The following is a 20,260-nucleotide window of genomic DNA, read 5'->3' on the forward strand; positions in this document are numbered from 1 at the left end:
TATAATAATGATAAGGAGGAAATAAGTATGTTAAAAGAAGTATTAACCGTTGCAAAAGTTGCGAAAAAATCATCACTCTTTTTGGGTGGTGTCGCATTTGGTACCCTTGGTTTGAAAATCTTGGCAAGTAAGGAAGCTAAAAAAGGTTATTCTAAAGCTTTGGCTAAGGCTTACAAGTTGAAAGACGGGCTAGATGCATCTGTTTCTGTTGTGAAGCAACATGGAGACGATGTCTTGCAAGATGCCAAATATTTGTATGAGCAAGAGAAAAAAGAAGAGCAATTAGATAGCCTTATAGGAGAATAATATGTCTTTTAAAGTGCTACATAGAGGATACCAACATATCCGACTATCATCTTCTTTTTCGCTCACCTTGGATATTCAAGACTATCTTCGTTCCTTGGCGAGAGATGAAAAGGGGATTGAGTCTATCCAGTTTTACATGGATCAACAGCACTTTACTCTACGCATAAAAGAAGGCTTTTCTGTATTAGATAATGCAGAAGCCTTTTTAAAAAGAATTGATAAAGGGAAAGTTTCTGAGTTGATGACTCTTCCCATTCGTAGAGAAGAGAGTGCTTATTCTATTGTTTCAGGTGCAGCGATTAAGCGTGTGCTTTTTCGTAGTTTTGTGCCGTATCCCATTCGCTATATATGGACTTGTTATCAGGCTTTTGGCTATATTAGAGAAGCCTATCAAACACTAGCGCGTAAGGAACTAACGATGGAGGTCTTGGACTGTTCGGCGATTTTATTGTCCTTGTTTATGAACCAATCCAAGACAGCTAGCAATATCATGTTTATGCTTGATTTGGGGAATCATTTAGATCAGTGGTCTTTGAAAAAAACTGCAACGGATTTAGAACAGAGTCTTCTTGCAAAAGAGAGCGATGTATTCTTAGTACAGGGCGATACGGTCGTTAGTATCAAGAGTTCCGACGTTCAAATAGGAGATGTCTTGGTCCTATCTCAAGGAAATGAAATTCTGTTTGATGGACAAGTAGTTTCAGGTTTAGGTATGGTCAACGAAAGTTCCTTGACGGGAGAGAGTTTTCCAGTTGAAAAAAGAGAGTCTGATTCGGTTTGTGCAAACACAGTCTTGGAGACTGGGGAGCTACGCATTCGTGTAACCGATAATCAGATGAACAGCCGTATTTTACAGCTGATTGAGTTGATGAAGAAATCTGAAGAAAACAAGAAAACGAAACAACGCTATTTCATCAAGATGGCGGACAAGGTCGTCAAATATAATTTCTTGGGGGCTGGGCTGACTTACCTATTGACAGGTTCTTTTTCGAAGGCCATTTCTTTCTTATTGGTCGATTTCTCCTGCGCTTTGAAAATCTCTACTCCTGTAGCTTATTTGACAGCTATCAAGGAGGGGTTGAATCGTGAAATGGTGATTAAGGATGGGGATGTTCTGGAGAAATATCTGGAAGTTGATACTTTCTTGTTTGATAAGACGGGAACAATCACAACTAGTTATCCTATAGTTGAAAAGGTGTTACCTTTTGGGGACTATAATGAGGAAGATATTCTCAGAATCAGTGCCTGTCTTGAGGAGCACATTTATCATCCTATCGCTAATGCCATCGTCAAGCAAGCTGAGATAGAGGGGATTGAACATGAGGAAATGCATGGAAAACTCCAATATATCGCAAGCAAGGGGATCAAATCTCATATAGATGGGCAACCAGTTCTTATTGGAAATTATGTCTTGATGCAGGATGAGCAGATTCATATCAGTTCGGAGCAAAATGCTTTAATTGAAGAGTACAAGAGTCACTACAATCTCTTATTCTTGGCTTATCAGAATGAATTGATTGGAATGTTCTGCATCCATACTCCTTTGAGAAAAGAAGCTAAGGCAGCCTTGGAGAAACTTAAGGCACAAGGGAAAAAATTGATTCTGGCAACAGGGGACACCCTAGTTAGGACAGAGGAATTAGTCAAAGATTTGCCCTTTGATCAGGTCTATACAGACTTGAAACCTGATGGAAAATTTGAGTTAGTAGAAGAACTGCAGAAAGCAGGTCACACTATTTTGATGGTTGGAGATGGATTGAATGACTCAGCGGCTCTAACCCTATCAGATATCGGTGTGGTGATGAATGAGAGTGCAGATATTTCTAAGCAGATGAGTGATATCTTATTGTTAGATAATCGTTTGGATTTCTTCCAAGAGTTGGATTGGCTATCATCATCTTTGCAAACACTCATCAAGAAGAATATTCAAGATACCGTTGTCGTAAATAGTAGTTTGATTGGCTTTGGCTTGTTTAATTGGCTCAGTCCTTCAAATCTCTCTATCTTACATAATCTAACAACCTTGCGCATTGTCCTGCGTAGTCTGTCTATTAAAAATAGATAGATGAGAGTTATTAACAGCAAAAAGGAGTTACCTTTCTCGAGGTTAACTCCTTTGTTTATAGGTAAATGTTGAACAGTTTAGTAAGTCAATACAAAATATTTTTTCTTTCCACGACGGATAACAGTCAGTTCATTCTCAAGCTTATCTGCGTCAGTCAAGACATAGTCAAGGTCTTGGATGCGGTCGCCGTTGACGTAGATAGCTCCGTTTTGGACGTCTTCACGGGCTTGGCGTTTTGAGTTAACCACACCAGATGAGACGAGCAGTTCTACGATATTGTGATTTTCGTCTGCTTGTACTTGGTAGTTTGGTACACCACGAAGTCCTTGTTTAAGCTCTTTAACAGAAAGATTTTTGATGTTTCCTGCAAAGAGTTGCTCAGTGATGTTGAGGGCTTCTTTGTAAGCTTCTTCTCCGTGAACAAGTGTGACGACTTCACGAGCCAAGACTTTTTGAGCCAAGCGTTCGTGTGGCGCTGCTTCAAATTGTTTACGAATATCTTCAATCTCTTCAAGTGACAAGAAAGTAAAGATCTTCAAGAAGCGAACAGCGTCAGCGTCCATAACGTTCATCCAGAATTGGTACATTTCGTATGGAGAAGTCTTTTCAGGATTGAGCCAGACTGCGTTTCCTTCTGATTTACCAAATTTCTTACCAGTTGCATCTGTAATCAGTGGAACAGTGATTACGTGACCAGTCTTGTCAGCTTTACGACGAAGCAATTCAGTACCAGCTGTCATATTTCCCCACTGGTCAGAACCACCGATTTGAAGCGTTACGTTGTGGTCTTGGTTAAGGACGAAGAAGTCGTACCCTTGCATGATTTGGTAAGCGAACTCAGTGTAAGAAATCCCAGTTTCAATCCGTTTTTTTACAGACTCTTTACTCATCATGTAGTTGACAGTGAAGTATTTTCCAATATCACGGAGGAAGTCAATGAAGCTGATGCTGCCAAACCAGTCGTAGTTGTTGACCATGACAGCCTTGTTTTCACCATTTTCAAAGTCAAGAAAACGAGAAAGTTGTCCTTGGATAGACTTGACCCAGCCATCTACTGTGTCTTTTGTTTGGAGACTACGTTCAGCATCTTTGAAGGACGGATCTCCGATGAGACCTGTAGCACCGCCAACGAGCGCATAAGGTTTGTGACCTGCTAGTTGCAAGCGACGACTTGTCAAGATTGCGACAAGGTGGCCTAGGTGAAGGCTGTCAGCAGTTGGATCGTAGCCAGTATAGTAAGAAACTTGACCTTCTTCTAGGGCTTTACGCAAAGCTTCTTCATCAGTCGTTTGAAAAATCAAACCACGCTCTTTTAGCTCATCAAAAATGTGCATGTGTCTTTTCTCCTTTTTAAAATTATTGTTTCTACCTATTGTATCACAAACTTGGGCAATAGCCTAGCAGAATAGGGAAGAAAGTGGCTATTTTATTGAAAGTTTCCCTTTTGTGGTATAATAGATAGAGTGAGGAAATCCATGCAAAATCAATTAAATGAATTAAAACGAAAAATGCTGGAATTTTTCCAGCAAAAACAAAAACATAAAAAATCAGCTAGGCCGGCCAAGAAAGGTTCAAGTGCTGAGAAATCTAAATCCTTAGAGAAGCCAGCCATTTTTCCAGCTATTTTACTGAGTATAAAAGCCTTATTTAACTTACTCTTTGTACTCGGTTTTCTAGGAGGAATGTTGGGAGCTGGGATTGCTTTGGGGTACGGAGTGGCCTTATTTGACAAGGTACGTGTGCCTCAGACAGAAGAATTGGTGAATCAGGTCAAGGACATCTCTTCTATTTCAGAGATTACCCATGCGGACGGGACGGTAATTGCTTCCATAGAGAGTGATTTGTTGCGCACTTCTATCTCATCTGAGCAAATTTCGGAAAATCTGAAGAAGGCTATCATTGCGACAGAAGATGAACACTTTAAAGAACATAAGGGTGTAGTGCCGAAGGCGGTGATTCGTGCGACCTTGGGGAAATTTGTAGGTTTGGGTTCCTCAAGTGGGGGTTCAACCTTGACCCAGCAACTAATTAAACAGCAGGTGGTTGGGGATGCGCCGACCTTGGCTCGTAAGGCGACAGAGATTGTGGATGCTCTTGCCTTGGAACGTGCCATGAATAAGGATGAGATTTTAACGACCTATCTCAATGTGGCTCCCTTTGGTCGAAATAATAAGGGGCAGAATATTGCAGGAGCTCAGCAGGCAGCCGAGGGGATTTTCGGTGTAGATGCGAGTCAGTTGACGGTTCCTCAAGCAGCATTTTTAGCAGGACTTCCACAGAGTCCCATTACTTACTCTCCTTATGAAAATACTGGGGAGTTGAAGAGTGATGAAGACCTAGAAATTGGCTTAAGACGGGCTAAGGCAGTTCTTTACAGTATGTATCGTACAGGTGCCTTAGGCAAAGACGAGTATTCTCAATACAAGGATTATGATCTTAAACAGGACTTTTTACCATCGGGCACGGTCACAGGAATTTCGCGAGACTATTTATACTTTACAACTTTGGCGGAAGCTCAAGAACGTATGTATGACTATCTAGCTCAGAGAGACAATGTCTCCGCTAAGGAGTTGAAAAATGAGGCAACTCAGAAGTTTTATCGCGATTTGGCAGCCAAGGAAATTGAAAATGGTGGTTATAAGATTACTACTACTATAGATCAGAAAATTCATTCTGCTATGCAAAGTGCGGTTGCTGATTATGGCTATCTTTTAGACGATGGAACAGGTCGTGTAGAAGTAGGGAATGTCTTGATGGACAACCAAACAGGTGCTATTCTAGGCTTTGTAGGTGGTCGTAATTATCAAGAAAATCAAAATAATCATGCCTTTGATACTAAACGTTCGCCAGCTTCTACTACCAAGCCCTTGCTGGCCTACGGTATTGCTATTGACCAGGGCTTGATGGGAAGCGAAACGATTCTATCTAACTATCCAACAAACTTTGCTAATGGTAATCCGATTATGTATGCTAATAGCAAGGGAACAGGAATGATGACCTTGGGAGAAGCTCTGAACTATTCATGGAATATCCCTGCTTACTGGACCTATCGTATGCTTCGTGAAAAGGGGGTTGATGTCAAGGGGTATATGGAAAAGATGGGTTACGAGATTCCTGAGTACGGTATTGAGAGCCTGCCGATGGGTGGTGGTATTGAAGTCACAGTTGCCCAGCATACCAATGGCTATCAGACCTTAGCTAATAACGGAGTTTATCATCAGAAGCATGTGATTTCAAAGATTGAAGCAGCAGATGGTAGAGTGGTGTATGAGTATCAGGATAAACCGGTTCAAGTCTATTCAAAAGCTACTGCGACGATTATGCAGGGCTTGTTGCGAGAAGTTCTATCCTCTCGTGTGACAACAACCTTCAAGACGAATCTGACTGTTTTAAATCCTACTCTGGCTAATGCAGATTGGATTGGGAAGACTGGTACAACCAACCAAGACGAAAATATGTGGCTCATGCTTTCGACACCTAGATTAACCCTGGGTGGCTGGATTGGGCATGATGATAATCATTCACTGTCACGTAGAGCAGGTTATTCCAATAACTCTAATTACATGGCTCATCTGGTAAATGCGATTCAGCAAGCCTCCCCAAGCATTTGGGGGAACGAGCGCTTCGCTTTAGATCCTAGTGTCGTAAAATCCGAAGTTTTGAAATCAACAGGTCAAAAACCAGGGAAGGTTTCTGTTGAAGGAAAAGAGGTAGAGGTCACAGGTTCGACTGTTACCAGCTATTGGGCTAATAAGGCAGGAGCGCCAACGACCAGCTATCATTTTGCTATTGGAGGAAGTGAGTCAGATTATCAAAATGCTTGGTCAAGTATCGTTAGCACACTACCAACTCCATCAAGCTCCAGCAGTTCAAGTAGTAGTTCTAGCGATAGCAGTAACTCAAGTACTACACGACCTTCTTCTTCAAGGGCGAGACGATAAGTTCTATAAACTGTGCTAAATGAAGTGGCTAATCAATGGATTGCCACTTTTTTCTTTTTTCCTTTCGTGTTACAATAAAGGTATGAATCAGTATCAGAAAAAGATTGTTAAAGGAACCATTTATTCGCTCCTATCCGGCTTAATCTGGGGAATCTGTGGGATTTTAGGAGAGTACTTCTTTACTCATTATCAGGTGTCTTCGGGCTGGATTACCTCTATGCGTTTGACACTGGCAGGAAGTCTTGTACTCATTTGGTCTGCAATGCAATTAAAATCGCAAGTGCTAGATATTTGGCGAGATAAGAAAAATTACCTGCCCTTTTTAGCCTATGCTATTTTGGGGATTTTTTCAGTTCAGTATTTTTTCTATCTCTGTGTAGAATACTCAAATGCAGCGACAGCGACTATTTTACAGTTTATCAGTCCAGTCTTTATCCTCTTTTACAATCGCTTGGTTTATCAAAAACGAGCGTCAAAAAGCGCTATTTTTTATGTTTTGGTTGCCATGTTGGGTGTTGGCCTGATGGCGACAAAGGGCGATCTCTCTCAGTTATCCATGACACCACTAGCACTTGTGACGGGTTTGCTGAGTGCTATGGGGGTCATGTTTAATGTTATCTTACCCCAACCTTTTGCGAAACGTTATGGTTTTGTACCTACGGTTGGGTGGGGGATGATTTTGGCAGGTTTGTTTAGCAATGTCCTCTCGCCGGTTTATCAGCTTTCCTTTACTCCTGATATTTGGAGTATCTTGATTTGCCTTATTATCGCTTTTTTCGGGACGGCTTTTGCCTTTTTCATTTCCATGAAGGCTGTGTCCTTGGTTTCTCCTCTGGTGGTTTCCGTTATCAGTGCCAGTGAACCTCTCTCTTCTGCTCTCTTGAGTGTTTTGTTCTTAGGATTGGTAGTGGATTGGTCCCTCCTTCTAGCGATGGCCTTGATTATTTTGCCCATGATTTTCCTATCGGTAGAAGAAGCGAAAGAAAGTAGATAAAAAGTCTTTTCTTAATTCTAAAAGTGTGCTATACTAGAATAGTCAATAAAACACGGGGAGATAGTTGTGAAGATTGTTTTTAGGTTGTATCGGTAGGGGCTTGCTTTTACCGACAGCACGTTTTATCTCACATCCCTAAAAAATCATACCTAAAAACAGACAAAAAGGCTTCAAATTTGAGGCCTTTTTTGGTAGAATAGGTATCATTAAAATGAACTAGGAGGCGCCTATGACTGCTACAAAAATGAACGCACAAGAAATTATCCAATTTATCGCCAATGCCGAAAAGAAAACCAGTGTTAAAGTAACCTTTGAAGGACAACTTGCAACTGCTGTACCAAGCTCTGTTGTCAAATTAGGGAATGTCCTATTTGGAGACTGGAAGGACGTGGCTCCGCTTCTAGATGGTTTGGTAGAAAATCAAGACTATGTTGTTGAGCAAGATGCTCGTAATTCTGCAGTTCCTTTGCTAGATAAACGTGCTATCAATGCTCGTATCGAGCCAGGTGCGATTATCCGTGATCAGGTTGAAATTGGTGACAGTGCTGTTATCATGATGGGAGCAGTCATCAATATCGGTGCTGAAATTGGTGCAGGAACCATGATTGATATGGGTGCCATCCTTGGTGGCCGTGCCATAGTTGGGAAAAACAGTCACGTTGGTGCAGGTGCCGTTCTTGCAGGTGTGATTGAGCCAGCTAGCGCAGAACCAGTCCGTGTTGGAGATAATGTTCTTATCGGCGCTAATGCAGTGGTCATCGAAGGAGTTCAAATCGGTAGTGGTTCAGTTGTCGCAGCGGGAGCTATTGTTACCCAAGATGTCCCAGAAAACGTGGTGGTAGCAGGTGTTCCAGCTCGTATTATCAAAGAGATTGATGCCCAAACCCAACAAAAAACAGCGCTAGAGGATGCGCTTCGTACCTTGTGATTTGTAAAAGAAAAATAGAGGCGGGACCCTTTTTCCAGCCTCTTTCTGCTATATAGGAGGATAGATAGATGTTAGATTTGATTCAGACTAGACGAGATTTGCACCAGATTCCAGAGATTGGCTTGGAGGAGTTCAAGACTCAGGCTTATCTGCTGGATGTGATTGAGAAATTGACTGCAGGCAAGGATTTTGTCCAAGTTCGTACTTGGCGGACAGGGATTTTGGTCTATTTGCAGGGAAGTCAGCCAGAGCGTACCATTGGTTGGAGAACAGATATTGATGGCCTGCCTATCGTCGAACAAACAGGCCTTCCTTTCGCTTCCCAGCACCAAGGTCGTATGCACGCTTGTGGCCATGATTTTCATATGACTATTGCCTTGGGCTGTCTTGAGCGAGCCCTTGAGGAGCAACCAAAGAATAATCTGCTCTTTCTGTTTCAACCTGCTGAAGAAAATGAAGCTGGTGGTATGCTCATGTATGAGGATGGTGCTTTTGGAGACTGGTTGCCAGACCAATTTTATGGTCTCCATGTCCGTCCAGATTTGAAGGTTGGTCAGATTGCGACTAATACTCATACACTCTTTGCAGGGACCTGTGAGGTGAAGATCCGTTTCAAAGGCAAAGGTGGCCACGCAGCTTTTCCTCATGAAGCCAATGACGCCTTGGTGGCTGCTAGTTACTTTGTGACCCAAGTGCAGTCAGTTGTTAGCCGCAATGTCAACCCAATCGAGGGAGCAGTAGTGACCTTTGGTCTTTTTCAGGCTGGAACAACCAACAATGTTATCACAGACACAGCCTTTTTACATGGAACTATTCGGGCCTTGACACAGGACATGAGTCTCTTGGTGCAAAAGCGGGTCAAAACAGTTGCAGAAGGAGTTGCAGCAGCCTTTGGTATGGAAGTTGAGGTGGAACTCAAGCAAGGTGGTTACCTGCCTGTTGAGAACCATCCAGCCTTGGCGCGTGAACTGATGGATTTCTTTGAAGAAAAAGAGGGAATCGAGCTGATTGATATCGAGCCAGCTATGACAGGTGAGGACTTTGGTTATCTCCTTTCGAAGATAGATGGCGTTATGTTTTGGCTAGGTATTGATAGTCCTTACGCCCTTCATCACCCTCAGATGAGCCCTAAGGAAGAGGCACTAGCTATTGGGGTTGATGCGGTTTCTAGTTTCCTGAAAAAGAAGGCAGCAGAGTAGAGGGCTTGTCTATGAAATCGGAATTACGTAAGCAAGTCTTGCACGAAATGAAGGCTATCCCTCGAGAGCAAAAACAGTTTATAGACCAAGCTTTAACTGAGCGACTTTTACAACACCCCTTCTACCAAGAAGCCAAGATCATCGCAACCTATCTCTCTTTTCCTCATGAGTTTCAAACTCAGGGATTGATTGAGCAGGCGCTGAAGGACGGCAAGAAGGTTCTGATACCTAAAACTTATCCCAAAGGGCGCATGGACTTTGTGGTCTATGATCCGCAGCAGTTGGTAAAAACTTCCTTTGGATTACTGGAACCACAGGGAGATTTGGAAGTGGTGGATGCCTCTCAGATTGATTTGATTCATGTTCCAGGGCTGGCTTTTACGACAAAGGGATATCGAATTGGCTATGGCGGAGGTTATTATGACCGCTATCTGAAACATTTTCCTGGTCATACTTTGAGTACGGTTTATCCTTGTCAAATTCGGGACTTTAGCCCTGAAAATCATGATATTCCTGTTCAGGAGGTACTGATTGATGAAGGAAATCTTTGATAGGCGTTATCCTGTGACGAGTTTTTTCCTCTTAGTGACGGCCTTGGTATTTCTACTAATGTTGGTGACCACAGGAGGAAACTTTTACAGGGCAGATACCCTATTTCGATTTGGAGCCATGTACGGACCTGTCATTCACCTCTTTCCTGAGCAGGTTTGGCGTCTCTTCTCTGCCATTTTTGTTCATATTGGGTGGGAGCATTTCATTGTTAATATGCTTTCGCTTTATTATCTTGGTAGGCAGGTAGAGGAAATTTTCGGTTCTAAGCAGTTTTTCTTTCTCTATCTCTTATCAGGAATGATGGGCAATCTCTTTGTTTTTGAGTTTAGTCCAAAATCCTTAGCAGCAGGAGCTTCTACTTCTCTCTATGGGCTATTTGCTGCGATTATTGTTCTTCGCTATGCAACTCGCAATCCTTATATCCAACAGCTAGGGCAATCTTATCTGACACTTTTTGTGGTTAACATTATTGGAAGTGTTCTGATTCCTGGAATCAGTCTAGCAGGTCATATCGGAGGTGCAGTTGGTGGAGCATTTCTAGCAGTTATCTTTCCAGTTAGAGGAGAAAGACGGATATATAGTGCTAGTCAGAGACTGGTAGCGTTAGTGTTATTCGTAGGACTCGCAGTCTTGCTTCTCTACAAGGGAATGGGATGAAAATTTGTGTAATGAAAAAAGATAAGGCATTTTTTGAACCTTATCTTTTTTGTTTTATACTCAATGAAAATCAAAAAGCAAACTAGGAAACTAGCAGCAGGTTGCTCAAAGCACTGCTTTGAGGTTGTAGATAGAACTGACGAAGTCAGCTCAAAACACTGTTTTGAGGTTGCAGATAAGACTGACGAAGTCAGTAACCATATATACGGCAAGGCAACGCTAACGTGGTTTGAAGAGATTTTCGAAGGGTATTATTCCTTCTCAGCTAATTCTTTTCCCAGTTGGATGAGGTAATCTTTTAAGTCATCTTTGACTTGTGGATGTTTGAGGGCGTAGTCAATAGATGTTTTCATAAAGCCAAACTTATCCCCAACGTCGTAACGAGCTCCTGTAAATTCACGGGCGAAAACACGTTGTGTTTTATTAAGCGTATCGATAGCATCGGTAAGCTGGATTTCATTTCCAGCACCAGGAGCTTGCTTTTCGAGGATTTCAAAAATCTCTGGTGTGAGCAGATAGCGACCGATAATTGCTAGATCACTTGGTGCATCTTCGGGAGCTGGTTTTTCTACGAAAGTTTCAACGCTGTAGAGACCATTAATCCCTTCACCTTGAGGAGCGATAACTCCATATGATGAAACGTCTTCGTGTGGTACGGGCATGACAGCAATGGTTGATGCGTGTGTCTTTTCGTAATCATTCATCAGTTGTTTTGTCAAAGGAACGGCATTCTCATTTGTGATGTCCATAAGGTCATCGCCCAGCATAACAACGAAGGGCTCATTCCCTACAAAAGCTTTGGCTTGTAAGACAGCGTCTCCAAGACCACGAGGGTGAGTTTGGCGAATGAAATGGAGGCGCATACCAGTTGCTTCATCTACCAATTTTAACAAATCCGTTTTACCTTTTTCTTTAAGATTGTATTCAAGCTCAAAGTTTGAGTCAAAGTGGTCCTCAATAGAACGTTTTGATTTACCAGTGACAACTAGAATATCTTCAATACCTGATTTGAGAGCCTCTTCCACGATAAACTGGATAGTTGGTTTGTCTACGATTGGCAACATTTCTTTGGCAAGTGCCTTAGTTGCTGGTAAAAATCGAGTTCCAAGCCCAGCGGCAGGGATGACTGCCTTTCTAACTTTTGATGTCATAAGAATCCTTTCTTTAGAGGGTTAAGACCACTCATTTTCTGCTTTAAATTCATTGTTCATGATGTCATAAATGGCATCTTTGATATTGGTTCCGTGGTAGATAACTTGGTAAATGGCTTGTGTAATGGGCATATAGACTCCAAGTTCTTGCGCTAGTTCATAGGCTGCTCGGGTTGTTGAGATTCCTTCAATTACCATGCCCATATTGGCTTCGATATCAGCTAGGGATTCTCCACGACCAAGGGCATCTCCAGCTCTCCAGTTACGAGAGTGGATGGAAGTTCCCGTTACGATCAAATCTCCCACACCAGATAAGCCGCTATAGGTCAATGGACTGGCACCGAGTGCTACTCCTAAGCGGGTAATTTCTGCCAAGCCTCGAGCGATGATGGCTGCCTTAGCATTGTCACCAAATCCCAAACCATGTAAAGCTCCAGCACCGACAGCAATAATATTTTTAAGAGCACCAGCAGTTTCAACTCCAATAACATCCGTATTGGTATAAAGTCGGAAGTAGTGATTACTAAAGAGTTCTTGAACGTATTGAGCTGTTTGTAAATCTTTAGAAGCAGCAGTGATTAAAGTCAGGTCACGTACAATGGTCTCTTCTGCATGGCTAGGCCCTGAGACAACGACGATATCACTGCGGAGCTGTTCAGGAATCTCTTCTTCAAGGATGGTTGATAATCGTTTATGACTATCAGGCTCTAATCCCTTTGAAGCGTGCATGATGATAGCCTTATGGTCTAAGGTTTTTGCAACTTGTTGGGCAACAAGTCGTGTCACTTTTGTTGGGACAACAAACAAAATCGCATCTACATCTTTTAATGCCTCTGCTAAGTCGGTGTAGGCAATGATATTTTCGTCTAGAACGACATCTTTAAAGTAGTGCTTGTTAGTATGATAGGTATTAATTTCATTGATTTGTTCGGGAATGTTTCCCCAAATACGTACCTCGTGTCCATTGTCATTTAAGACTTGTGAAAGGGCAGTTCCCCAAGAACCAGGCCCCAAGACGGCGATGGTTTGTTTTTCCATGATTTCCTCCTTAATAGAGTCCTTTCCATTATTCTATCATATTCTAGAGGATTTTGCACTTGCATTGCTGGGATAGTGGTGGCTTTGTGACTTGAAAAATATACAAAAACCGAGACGAAGGGATAAACTCTTAGTCTCGGTTTTGATATTCATTAAAGTATAGCTAGGTTTATTTCAATTGATCTGTAATGTCTTTTGATAGCAACATTCCCAGATGATAAGTTTTATTGATGTAAGCAATGACATCATTGATGTTTTCAGTCGTGTGAATTTTTTCTTTGATGTCAGATCTAAATGTTTCATCCTTCAAAAGTTGTTCTTGGTAGAGCCTTTGCAGTCTCTCCTTCTCGTACTTATTGAGCAGAAAAAGGAAAACCAAACTAATTACAACGAGGATATAAGCATATTGGCTCATAGGAAATCTCCCTGTATGATAAAGAAGTAGTAGTGAGTAAATCGATTTAGTGAACATAAAATAGCAGAACAAGCCAGCAAAACTTGATAAGATTTTTGATAGACCTCTAAACCAAAATCCGTATAGGATTTGGTCTTAGTTACTTAGACTGCTTTACAATCAAGTAACTTGAAGATTACGACGTCATGGTCTCTAAATCGATTATATTTAGAGAACATGACTAGTGAAGCAGTTAGCTAGTCCGCATATAAGTGGCTAGCGTCTAACAATTAGGAACTTTAGTTCCAATTGTTAGTACTGAATCACATCTTCTCTGGCGCTTCTACTCCAAGCAAGCGAAGGGCTTCTTTGAGAACAACTGCAGTTGCGTAGCTGAGGGCTAGACGGCTGTCGCGCTCAGGATTTTCGTCTAGGATACGTGTATGTGCATAGTATTTGTTAAAGGCTTGAGCCAGGCTAATTGCAAATTTAGCAATGATAGAAGGTTCAAAGTTATCCGCCGCACGGTTGATAATACGTGGGAAGTCTTGGATGAGTTTGATGATTTCCCAACTTTCAGCATCATTCAAGCTATAGTTACTAGCTGTTTCTGGTTTAAAATCCGCTTTGCGTAAGATAGATTGGATACGAGCATAGGCATATTGTACATAAGGACCGGTTTCCCCCTCGAAGGATACCATAGCTTCTAGGTCGAAGTCGTATCCATTTGTACGGTCGGTTTTGAGGTCATAGAATTTAATGGCTCCAACCCCAACAGCATGCGCTACCTGGTCTTTGTTTTCAAGTTCAGGATTTTTAGCCTCGATTTGGGCTTTGGCACGACTAACAGCCTCTGCAACAGTAGGTTCTAGCAGGATGACATTCCCTTTTCGAGTAGAGAGTTTCTTCCCTTCTTTTGTAACCAAACCAAAAGGAACATGGGTAATGTCGTCACTCCAATCGTAGCCCATCTCTTGCAAAACAGCTTTGAGCTGTTTAAAGTGGGCAGATTGCTCTTGACCAACGACATAGATAGATTTAGCAAATTGGTATTCGTTTTTACGGTAAAGGGCTGCAGCTAAGTCACGTGTGATATAGAGAGTTGCACCATCAGATTTCTTGATAAGGGCTGGATGTTCAATTCCATATTTCTCAAGATTCACAACTTGGGCACCTTCTGATTCAACAAGAAGGCCTTTTTCAGAAAGAATGTCTACAACAGCATCCATCTTATCGTTGTAGAAGGCTTCCCCATTGTAGCTGTCAAATTCGACTTGCAATTCATTGTAAAGACGGTTAAATTCTACTAAACTTTCATCACGGAACCATTGCCAAAGAGCGAGAGCTTCCTCGTCTCCATTTTCAAGTTTACGGAACCATTCGCGTGCTTCTTCATCCAAGCTAGGGTCATTTTCAGCTTCAGCATTGATGCGGACATAGAGTTTAAGAAGTTCATCAATTGGATGAGCTTTTACAGCTTCTTCGTCACCCCATTTTTTGTAGGCAACAATCAGCATCCCAAACTGTTTACCCCAGTCTCCCAAATGGTTGATCTTGACCGTTTGATAACCGATTTTTTGGAAGATATGTGATAAGCTATCTCCGATGACAGTTGAGCGCAGGTGACCAATAGAGAATGGTTTAGCGATATTGGGACTAGACATATCGATAACAACATTTTCTTGTTTGCCAATAGTTTGGTCAGCATAGTGTTCTTTTTGAGTGATAACAGCTTGCAATACTTGAGCAGAAATGGCAGATTTATCAAGGAAAAAGTTAACGTAAGGTCCTGTTGCGACAACCTTTTCAAAGGCTTGGCTGTTAATTTTTTCAGCCAGTTCAGCCGCAATCATTTGAGGTGCTTTACGTTCGACTTTTGCAAGAGAAAAAGCAGGGAAAGCGATGTCTCCCATTTCTGAGTTTTTAGGGGTTTCCAGTAAATTTAAAATAGCCTCTTGGTCTAGGCTATCAATGACGCTAGCCAATTCGCTAGCAATCAATTCTTTTGTATTCATTAAGAGCTCCTTTTTGGACTTTTCTACTATTTTATCACAATTTTAAAGAAAGAAGAAAAAATTTTTGAAATCTCCTATTTTTTTGGTATAATATAGTTATAAAAATAGTTATAAATATTCACATAAGAGGATTTTATGAGAAAAAGAGATCGTCATCAGTTAATAAAAAAAATGATTACTGAGGAGAAATTAAGTACACAAAAAGAAATTCAAGATCGGTTGGAGGCGCACAATGTTTTTGTGACACAGACAACCTTGTCTCGTGATTTGCGCGAAATCGGCTTGACCAAGGTCAAGAAAAATGATATGGTGTATTATGTACTAGCAAATGAGACAGAAAAGATTGATTTGGTTGAATTTTTGTCTCATCATTTAGAAGGTGTTGCAAGAGCAGAGTTTACCTTGGTGCTTCATACCAAACTGGGAGAAGCCTCTGTTTTGGCAAATATTGTAGATGCAAACAAGGATGAATGGATTTTAGGAACAGTTGCTGGTGCCAATACCTTATTGGTCATTTGTCGAGACCAGCACGTTGCCAAACTCATGGAAGATCGTTTGCTAGATTTGATGAAAGATAAGTAAGGTCTTGGGAGTTGCTCTCAAGACTTATTTTTGACAAGGAGAGACGGAAAATGGCGACAGAAAAGCTATCACCCGGCATGCAACAGTATGTGGATATAAAAAAGCAATATCCAGATGCTTTTTTGCTCTTTCGGATGGGTGATTTTTATGAATTATTTTATGAGGATGCGGTCAATGCTGCGCAGATTCTGGAAATTTCCTTAACGAGTCGCAACAAGAATGCGGACAATCCGATCCCTATGGCGGGTGTTCCCTATCATTCTGCCCAACAGTATATCGATGTCTTGATTGAGCAGGGCTATAAGGTAGCTATCGCAGAGCAGATGGAAGATCCTAAACAAGCAGTTGGGGTTGTTAAACGAGAGGTTGTTCAGGTCATTACGCCAGGGACAGTGGTCGATAGCAGTAAGCCGGACAGTCAGAATAATTTTTTGGTTGCCATAGATCGAGATGGCAATCAATTTGGCTTAGCTTATATGGACCTGGTGACGGGTGACTTTTATGTGACAGGTCTTTTGGATTTCACGCTGGTTTGTGGGGAAATCCGTAATCTCAAGGCGCGAGAAGTGGTGCTGGGCTATGACTTGTCTGAGGAAGAGGAACAAATCCTTAGTCGTCAGATGAATCTGGTACTTTCCTATGAAAAAGAAGGCTTTGAAGACCTTCATTTACTGGATTCACGATTGGCATCTGTGGAGCAAGCGGCATCTAGTAAATTGCTCCAGTATGTTCATCGGACTCAGATGAGGGAATTGAACCACCTCAAACCTGTTATTCGCTATGAAATCAAGGATTTCTTGCAGATGGATTATGCGACCAAGGCCAGTCTGGATTTGGTTGAGAATGCTCGGTCAGGCAAGAAGCAAGGCAGTCTTTTCTGGCTTTTGGATGAAACCAAAACAGCTATGGGTATGCGGCTCTTGCGGTCTTGGATTCATCGTCCTTTGATTGATAAGGAACGAATCATCCAACGTCAAGAAGTGGTGCAGGTTTTCCTCGACCATTTCTTTGAGCGCAGTGATTTGACAGACAGTCTCAAGGGTGTTTATGACATCGAACGCTTGGCTAGTCGGGTTTCTTTTGGCAAGACCAACCCAAAGGATCTCTTGCAGTTGGCGACTACCTTGTCTAGTGTGCCACGGATTCGTGCGATTTTAGAAGGGATGGAGCAACCTGCTCTGGCTTATCTTATCGAACAATTGGATGGAATCCCTGAGTTGGAGAGTTTGATTAGCGCAGCGATTGCTCCTGAAGCTCCTCATGTGATTACAGATGGGGGCATTATCCGGACTGGATTTGATGAGACCTTAGACAAGTACCGTCGCGTTCTCAGAGAAGGGACTGGTTGGATTGCTGAAATTGAGGCTAAGGAGCGAGAAAACTCTGGTATCAGTACGCTTAAGATTGACTACAATAAAAAGGATGGCTACTATTTCCATGTGACCAATTCTCAACTGGGAAATGTGCCTGCTCACTTTTTCCGCAAGGCAACGCTGAAAAACTCGGAACGTTTTGGAACCGAGGAATTGGCGCGTATCGAGGGAGATATGCTGGAGGCGCGTGAGAAGTCAGCCAACCTAGAGTACGAAATCTTTATGCGCATTCGTGAAGAGGTCAGCAAGTACATCCAGCGTTTGCAGGCTCTAGCTCAAGGAATTGCGACAGTTGATGTCTTGCAAAGTCTAGCAGTTGTGGCCGAAACCCAGCATTTGATTCGACCTGAGTTCGGAGATGATTCGCGAATTGATATCCAGAAAGGGCGCCATGCTGTCGTTGAAAAGGTTATGGGGGCTCAGACCTATATTCCCAATACGATTCAGATGGCAGAAGATACCAGTATTCAACTGATTACAGGGCCCAATATGAGCGGGAAGTCAACCTACATGCGTCAGTTAGCCATGACGGCGGTTATGGCTCAGTTGGGTTCTTATGTGCCAGCAGAAAGCGCCCATTTACCTATTTTTGATGCTATCTTTACCCGTATCGGAGCAGCAGATGACTTGGTTTCAGGCCAATCAACCTTTATGGTGGAGATGATGGAGGCCAACAATGCCATTTCGCATGCGACCAAGAACTCTCTCATTCTCTTTGATGAGTTAGGTCGCGGAACTGCAACTTATGACGGAATGGCTCTTGCTCAGTCTATCATCGAATACATCCATGAGCATATTGGAGCCAAGACCCTCTTTGCGACCCACTACCATGAGTTGACTAGTCTGGAGTCTAGCTTGGAACACTTGGTCAATGTCCATGTGGCAACCTTGGAGCAGGATGGGCAGGTGACCTTCCTTCATAAGATTGAACCAGGGCCAGCTGACAAATCCTACGGTATCCATGTAGCCAAGATTGCTGGCTTGCCAGCAGACCTTTTAGCAAGGGCGGATAAGATTTTGACTCAGTTAGAGAATCAGGGTACAGAAAGTCCTACTCCTATGAAACAAACAAGTACTGTCTCAGAACAGATTTCACTCTTTGATACGGCAGAAGAGCATCCTATCCTAGCAGAATTAGCTAAACTGGATGTTTACAATATGACACCTATGCAGGCTATGAATGTCTTGGTCGAGTTAAAACAAAAATTATAAAGAATGAATTACTTGTCATTCTAGCTATATCAAGGAGCCTTCTTTGACAAGTTCCCATTTTTTTGCTAGAATAACATCACACAAACAGAATGAAAAGGAGCTGACGCATTGTCGCTCCCTTTTGTCTATTTTTTAAGGAGAAAGTATGCTGATTCAGAAAATAAAAACCTACAAGTGGCAGGCCTTAGCTTCGCTCCTGATGACGGGCTTGATGGTTGCTAGTTCACTTTTGCAACCGCGTTATCTGCAGGAAGTCTTAGACGCCCTCCTTGCTGGAAAATATGAAGCCATTTATAGTATCGGGGCTTGGTTGATTGGTGTGGCCTTGGTCGGTTTGGTTGCTGGTGGGCTTAATGTTATCCTTGCAGCCTATATTGCCCAAGGAGTTTCATCCGACCTTCGAGAGGATGCCTTCCGTAAAATCCAAACCTTTTCTTATGCCAATATTGAACAATTTAATGCGGGAAATCTAGTTGTTCGCATGACAAATGATATCAACCAGATTCAGAACGTGGTCATGATGACCTTCCAAATTCTTTTCAGACTTCCCCTCTTGTTCATCGGTTCCTTTATCCTGGCGGTTCAAACTTTACCTTCTCTGTGGTGGGTGATTGTTCTCATGGTAGTCTTGATTTTTGGTTTGACTGCTGTCATGATGGGGATGATGGAGCCTCGTTTTGCCAAGTTTCAAACCCTTCTTGAGCGCATCAATGCAATTGCTAAGGAAAATCTGCGTGGCGTTCGCGTGGTCAAGTCCTTTGTCCAAGAAAAAGAGCAGTTTGCTAAGTTTACGGAGGTTTCAGACGAGCTTCTTGGTCAAAACCTTTACATCGGTTATGCCTTTTCAGTAGTGGAACCCTTTATGATGTTGGTCGGCTACGGGGCGGTTTTCCTCTCTATTTGGCTAGTTGCTGGGATGGTTCAGTCGGATCCGTCAGTTGTTGGATCCATTGCTTCCTTTGTCAATTACCTGAGCCAGATTATCTTTACCGTTGTCATGGTTGGATTTTTGGGAAATTCTGTCAGTCGTGCTATGATTTCTATGCGTCGTATTCGAGAAATTCTTGACGCAGAGCCAGCTATGACCTTCAAGGATGTGCCAGATGAAGAGTTGGTCGGAAGTCTTAGCTTTGAAAATGTAACCTTTACCTATCCAATGGATAAGGAACCGATGCTGAAAGATGTGAGCTTTACTATTGAATCTGGTCAAATGGTTGGTGTCGTTGGAGCGACTGGTGCAGGGAAGTCAACCTTGGCTCAATTGATTCCACGTCTCTTTGATCCGCAAGAAGGCTCTATTAAAATCGGTGGCAAGGATATTCGAGAAGTGAGTGAAGGAACCCTGCGTAAAACAGTGTCTATCGTTCTCCAACGTGCCATTCTCTTCAGTGGAACGATTGCAGATAACTTGAGACAGGGTAAGGGAGATGCCACTCTATTTGAAATGGAGCGAGCAGCCAATATTGCCCAAGCCAGTGAATTCATTCATCGTATGGAGAAAACCTTTGAAAGTCCAGTTGAGGAACGGGGAACCAATTTCTCTGGTGGGCAAAAGCAACGGATGTCGATTGCTCGTGGAATTGTCAGCAATCCGCGTATTCTGATTTTTGACGATTCGACCTCGGCCTTGGATGCCAAGTCAGAGCGCCTAGTGCAAGAAGCCTTGAATAAGGACTTGAAAGGGACGACAACCATTATCATCGCTCAAAAGATTAGCTCGGTTGTTCATGCAGACAAGATCTTGGTACTGGATCAAGGACGATTGATTGGTCAAGGCACGCATGCAGACTTGGTTGCCAACAATGCCGTTTACCGTGAAATCTACGAAACACAGAAAGGAAAGGAGGAGTAAA

Annotated in this window: 16 protein-coding genes; 11 read left to right on the forward strand and 5 right to left on the reverse strand. The window is 42.4% G+C overall.

Features of this window, described 5'->3' with window-relative positions; translation table 11 throughout:
• Positions 1–27 precede the first annotated feature (27 nt).
• Both SP4011_RS00940 and SP4011_RS00945 read left to right on the forward strand, forming a co-directional pair.
• Positions 28–306, forward strand: coding sequence for a DUF6110 family protein (locus SP4011_RS00940; protein ID WP_000910910.1), 279 nt, complete (start codon positions 28–30; stop codon positions 304–306).
• 1 nt (position 307) lies between these two features.
• On the forward strand, positions 308–2,371 hold the full coding sequence (locus SP4011_RS00945) for a heavy metal translocating P-type ATPase (RefSeq protein WP_120164294.1): 2,064 nt from the start codon (positions 308–310) through the stop codon (positions 2,369–2,371).
• Positions 2,372–2,448: 77 nt separating this feature from the next.
• On the opposite strand, the gene tyrS is transcribed toward SP4011_RS00945, so the two are convergent.
• A complete protein-coding gene (gene tyrS / locus SP4011_RS00950; RefSeq protein WP_120164293.1) occupies positions 2,449–3,705 on the reverse strand; it encodes a tyrosine--tRNA ligase in 1,257 nt (418 codons plus the stop codon).
• A gap of 141 nt (positions 3,706–3,846) precedes the next feature.
• Here tyrS and pbp1b point away from each other — a divergent pair, with 141 nt between their 5' ends.
• The 6 genes from pbp1b to SP4011_RS00980 all read left to right on the forward strand — a co-directional run bounded on the left by pbp1b (position 3,847) and on the right by SP4011_RS00980 (position 10,642).
• Entirely contained in the window at positions 3,847–6,312 is a 2,466-nt protein-coding gene (pbp1b, locus tag SP4011_RS00955) for a penicillin-binding protein PBP1B (protein ID WP_338619502.1), read from the forward strand.
• Between the two features lie 82 nt (positions 6,313–6,394).
• Entirely contained in the window at positions 6,395–7,306 is a 912-nt protein-coding gene (locus SP4011_RS00960) for an EamA family transporter (protein ID WP_120164291.1), read from the forward strand.
• Between the two features lie 229 nt (positions 7,307–7,535).
• Positions 7,536–8,234 carry a 2,3,4,5-tetrahydropyridine-2,6-dicarboxylate N-acetyltransferase gene (gene dapD / locus SP4011_RS00965; RefSeq protein WP_164226280.1) on the forward strand — a complete coding sequence of 233 codons (699 nt, stop codon included), beginning with the start codon at positions 7,536–7,538 and terminating at the stop codon, positions 8,232–8,234.
• 68 nt (positions 8,235–8,302) lie between these two features.
• Positions 8,303–9,433 carry an N-acetyldiaminopimelate deacetylase gene (locus SP4011_RS00970; RefSeq protein WP_338619505.1) on the forward strand — a complete coding sequence of 377 codons (1,131 nt, stop codon included), beginning with the start codon at positions 8,303–8,305 and terminating at the stop codon, positions 9,431–9,433.
• Positions 9,434–9,444: 11 nt separating this feature from the next.
• A complete protein-coding gene (locus SP4011_RS00975; protein WP_338619506.1) occupies positions 9,445–9,984 on the forward strand; it encodes a 5-formyltetrahydrofolate cyclo-ligase in 540 nt (179 codons plus the stop codon).
• Positions 9,968–10,642 (forward strand): rhomboid family intramembrane serine protease, encoded by a 675-nt coding sequence (locus SP4011_RS00980; protein ID WP_338619507.1) that lies wholly within the window; start codon positions 9,968–9,970, stop codon positions 10,640–10,642. The genes SP4011_RS00975 and SP4011_RS00980 overlap by 17 nt, the downstream gene beginning before the upstream one ends.
• Before the next feature lie 251 nt (positions 10,643–10,893).
• On the opposite strand, the gene galU is transcribed toward SP4011_RS00980, so the two are convergent.
• From galU to argS, 4 genes are all read right to left on the reverse strand, one after another.
• The gene (gene galU, locus SP4011_RS00985; RefSeq protein WP_338619509.1) at positions 10,894–11,793 is read right to left on the reverse strand and encodes a UTP--glucose-1-phosphate uridylyltransferase GalU; all 900 of its coding nucleotides are present in this window, start codon (positions 11,791–11,793) and stop codon (positions 10,894–10,896) included.
• A 21-nt stretch (positions 11,794–11,814) separates the two neighbouring features.
• A complete protein-coding gene (locus tag SP4011_RS00990; RefSeq protein ID WP_338619510.1) occupies positions 11,815–12,831 on the reverse strand; it encodes an NAD(P)H-dependent glycerol-3-phosphate dehydrogenase in 1,017 nt (338 codons plus the stop codon).
• Positions 12,832–13,000: 169 nt separating this feature from the next.
• Complete coding sequence (locus tag SP4011_RS00995) at positions 13,001–13,246, reverse strand: hypothetical protein (protein ID WP_020903404.1); 246 nt, start codon at positions 13,244–13,246, stop codon at positions 13,001–13,003.
• Positions 13,247–13,548: 302 nt separating this feature from the next.
• Positions 13,549–15,240 (reverse strand): arginine--tRNA ligase, encoded by a 1,692-nt coding sequence (argS, locus tag SP4011_RS01000; RefSeq protein WP_338619512.1) that lies wholly within the window; start codon positions 15,238–15,240, stop codon positions 13,549–13,551.
• A gap of 135 nt (positions 15,241–15,375) precedes the next feature.
• On the opposite strand from argS, the gene argR reads away from it, so the two are divergent.
• From argR to patA, 3 genes are all read left to right on the forward strand, one after another.
• Positions 15,376–15,822 (forward strand): arginine repressor, encoded by a 447-nt coding sequence (gene argR / locus SP4011_RS01005; protein WP_001231476.1) that lies wholly within the window; start codon positions 15,376–15,378, stop codon positions 15,820–15,822.
• A gap of 50 nt (positions 15,823–15,872) precedes the next feature.
• Positions 15,873–18,407: a DNA mismatch repair protein MutS gene (gene mutS / locus SP4011_RS01010; RefSeq protein WP_338619515.1), complete on the forward strand. Its 2,535-nt coding sequence runs from the start codon at positions 15,873–15,875 to the stop codon at positions 18,405–18,407.
• A 145-nt stretch (positions 18,408–18,552) separates the two neighbouring features.
• The gene (gene patA / locus SP4011_RS01015) at positions 18,553–20,259 is read left to right on the forward strand and encodes a multidrug efflux ABC transporter subunit PatA (RefSeq protein WP_338619516.1); all 1,707 of its coding nucleotides are present in this window, start codon (positions 18,553–18,555) and stop codon (positions 20,257–20,259) included.
• Position 20,260 lies beyond the last annotated feature (1 nt).

Source organism: Streptococcus parapneumoniae (genome assembly GCF_037076355.1).
Classification (GTDB): domain Bacteria; phylum Bacillota; class Bacilli; order Lactobacillales; family Streptococcaceae; genus Streptococcus; species Streptococcus parapneumoniae.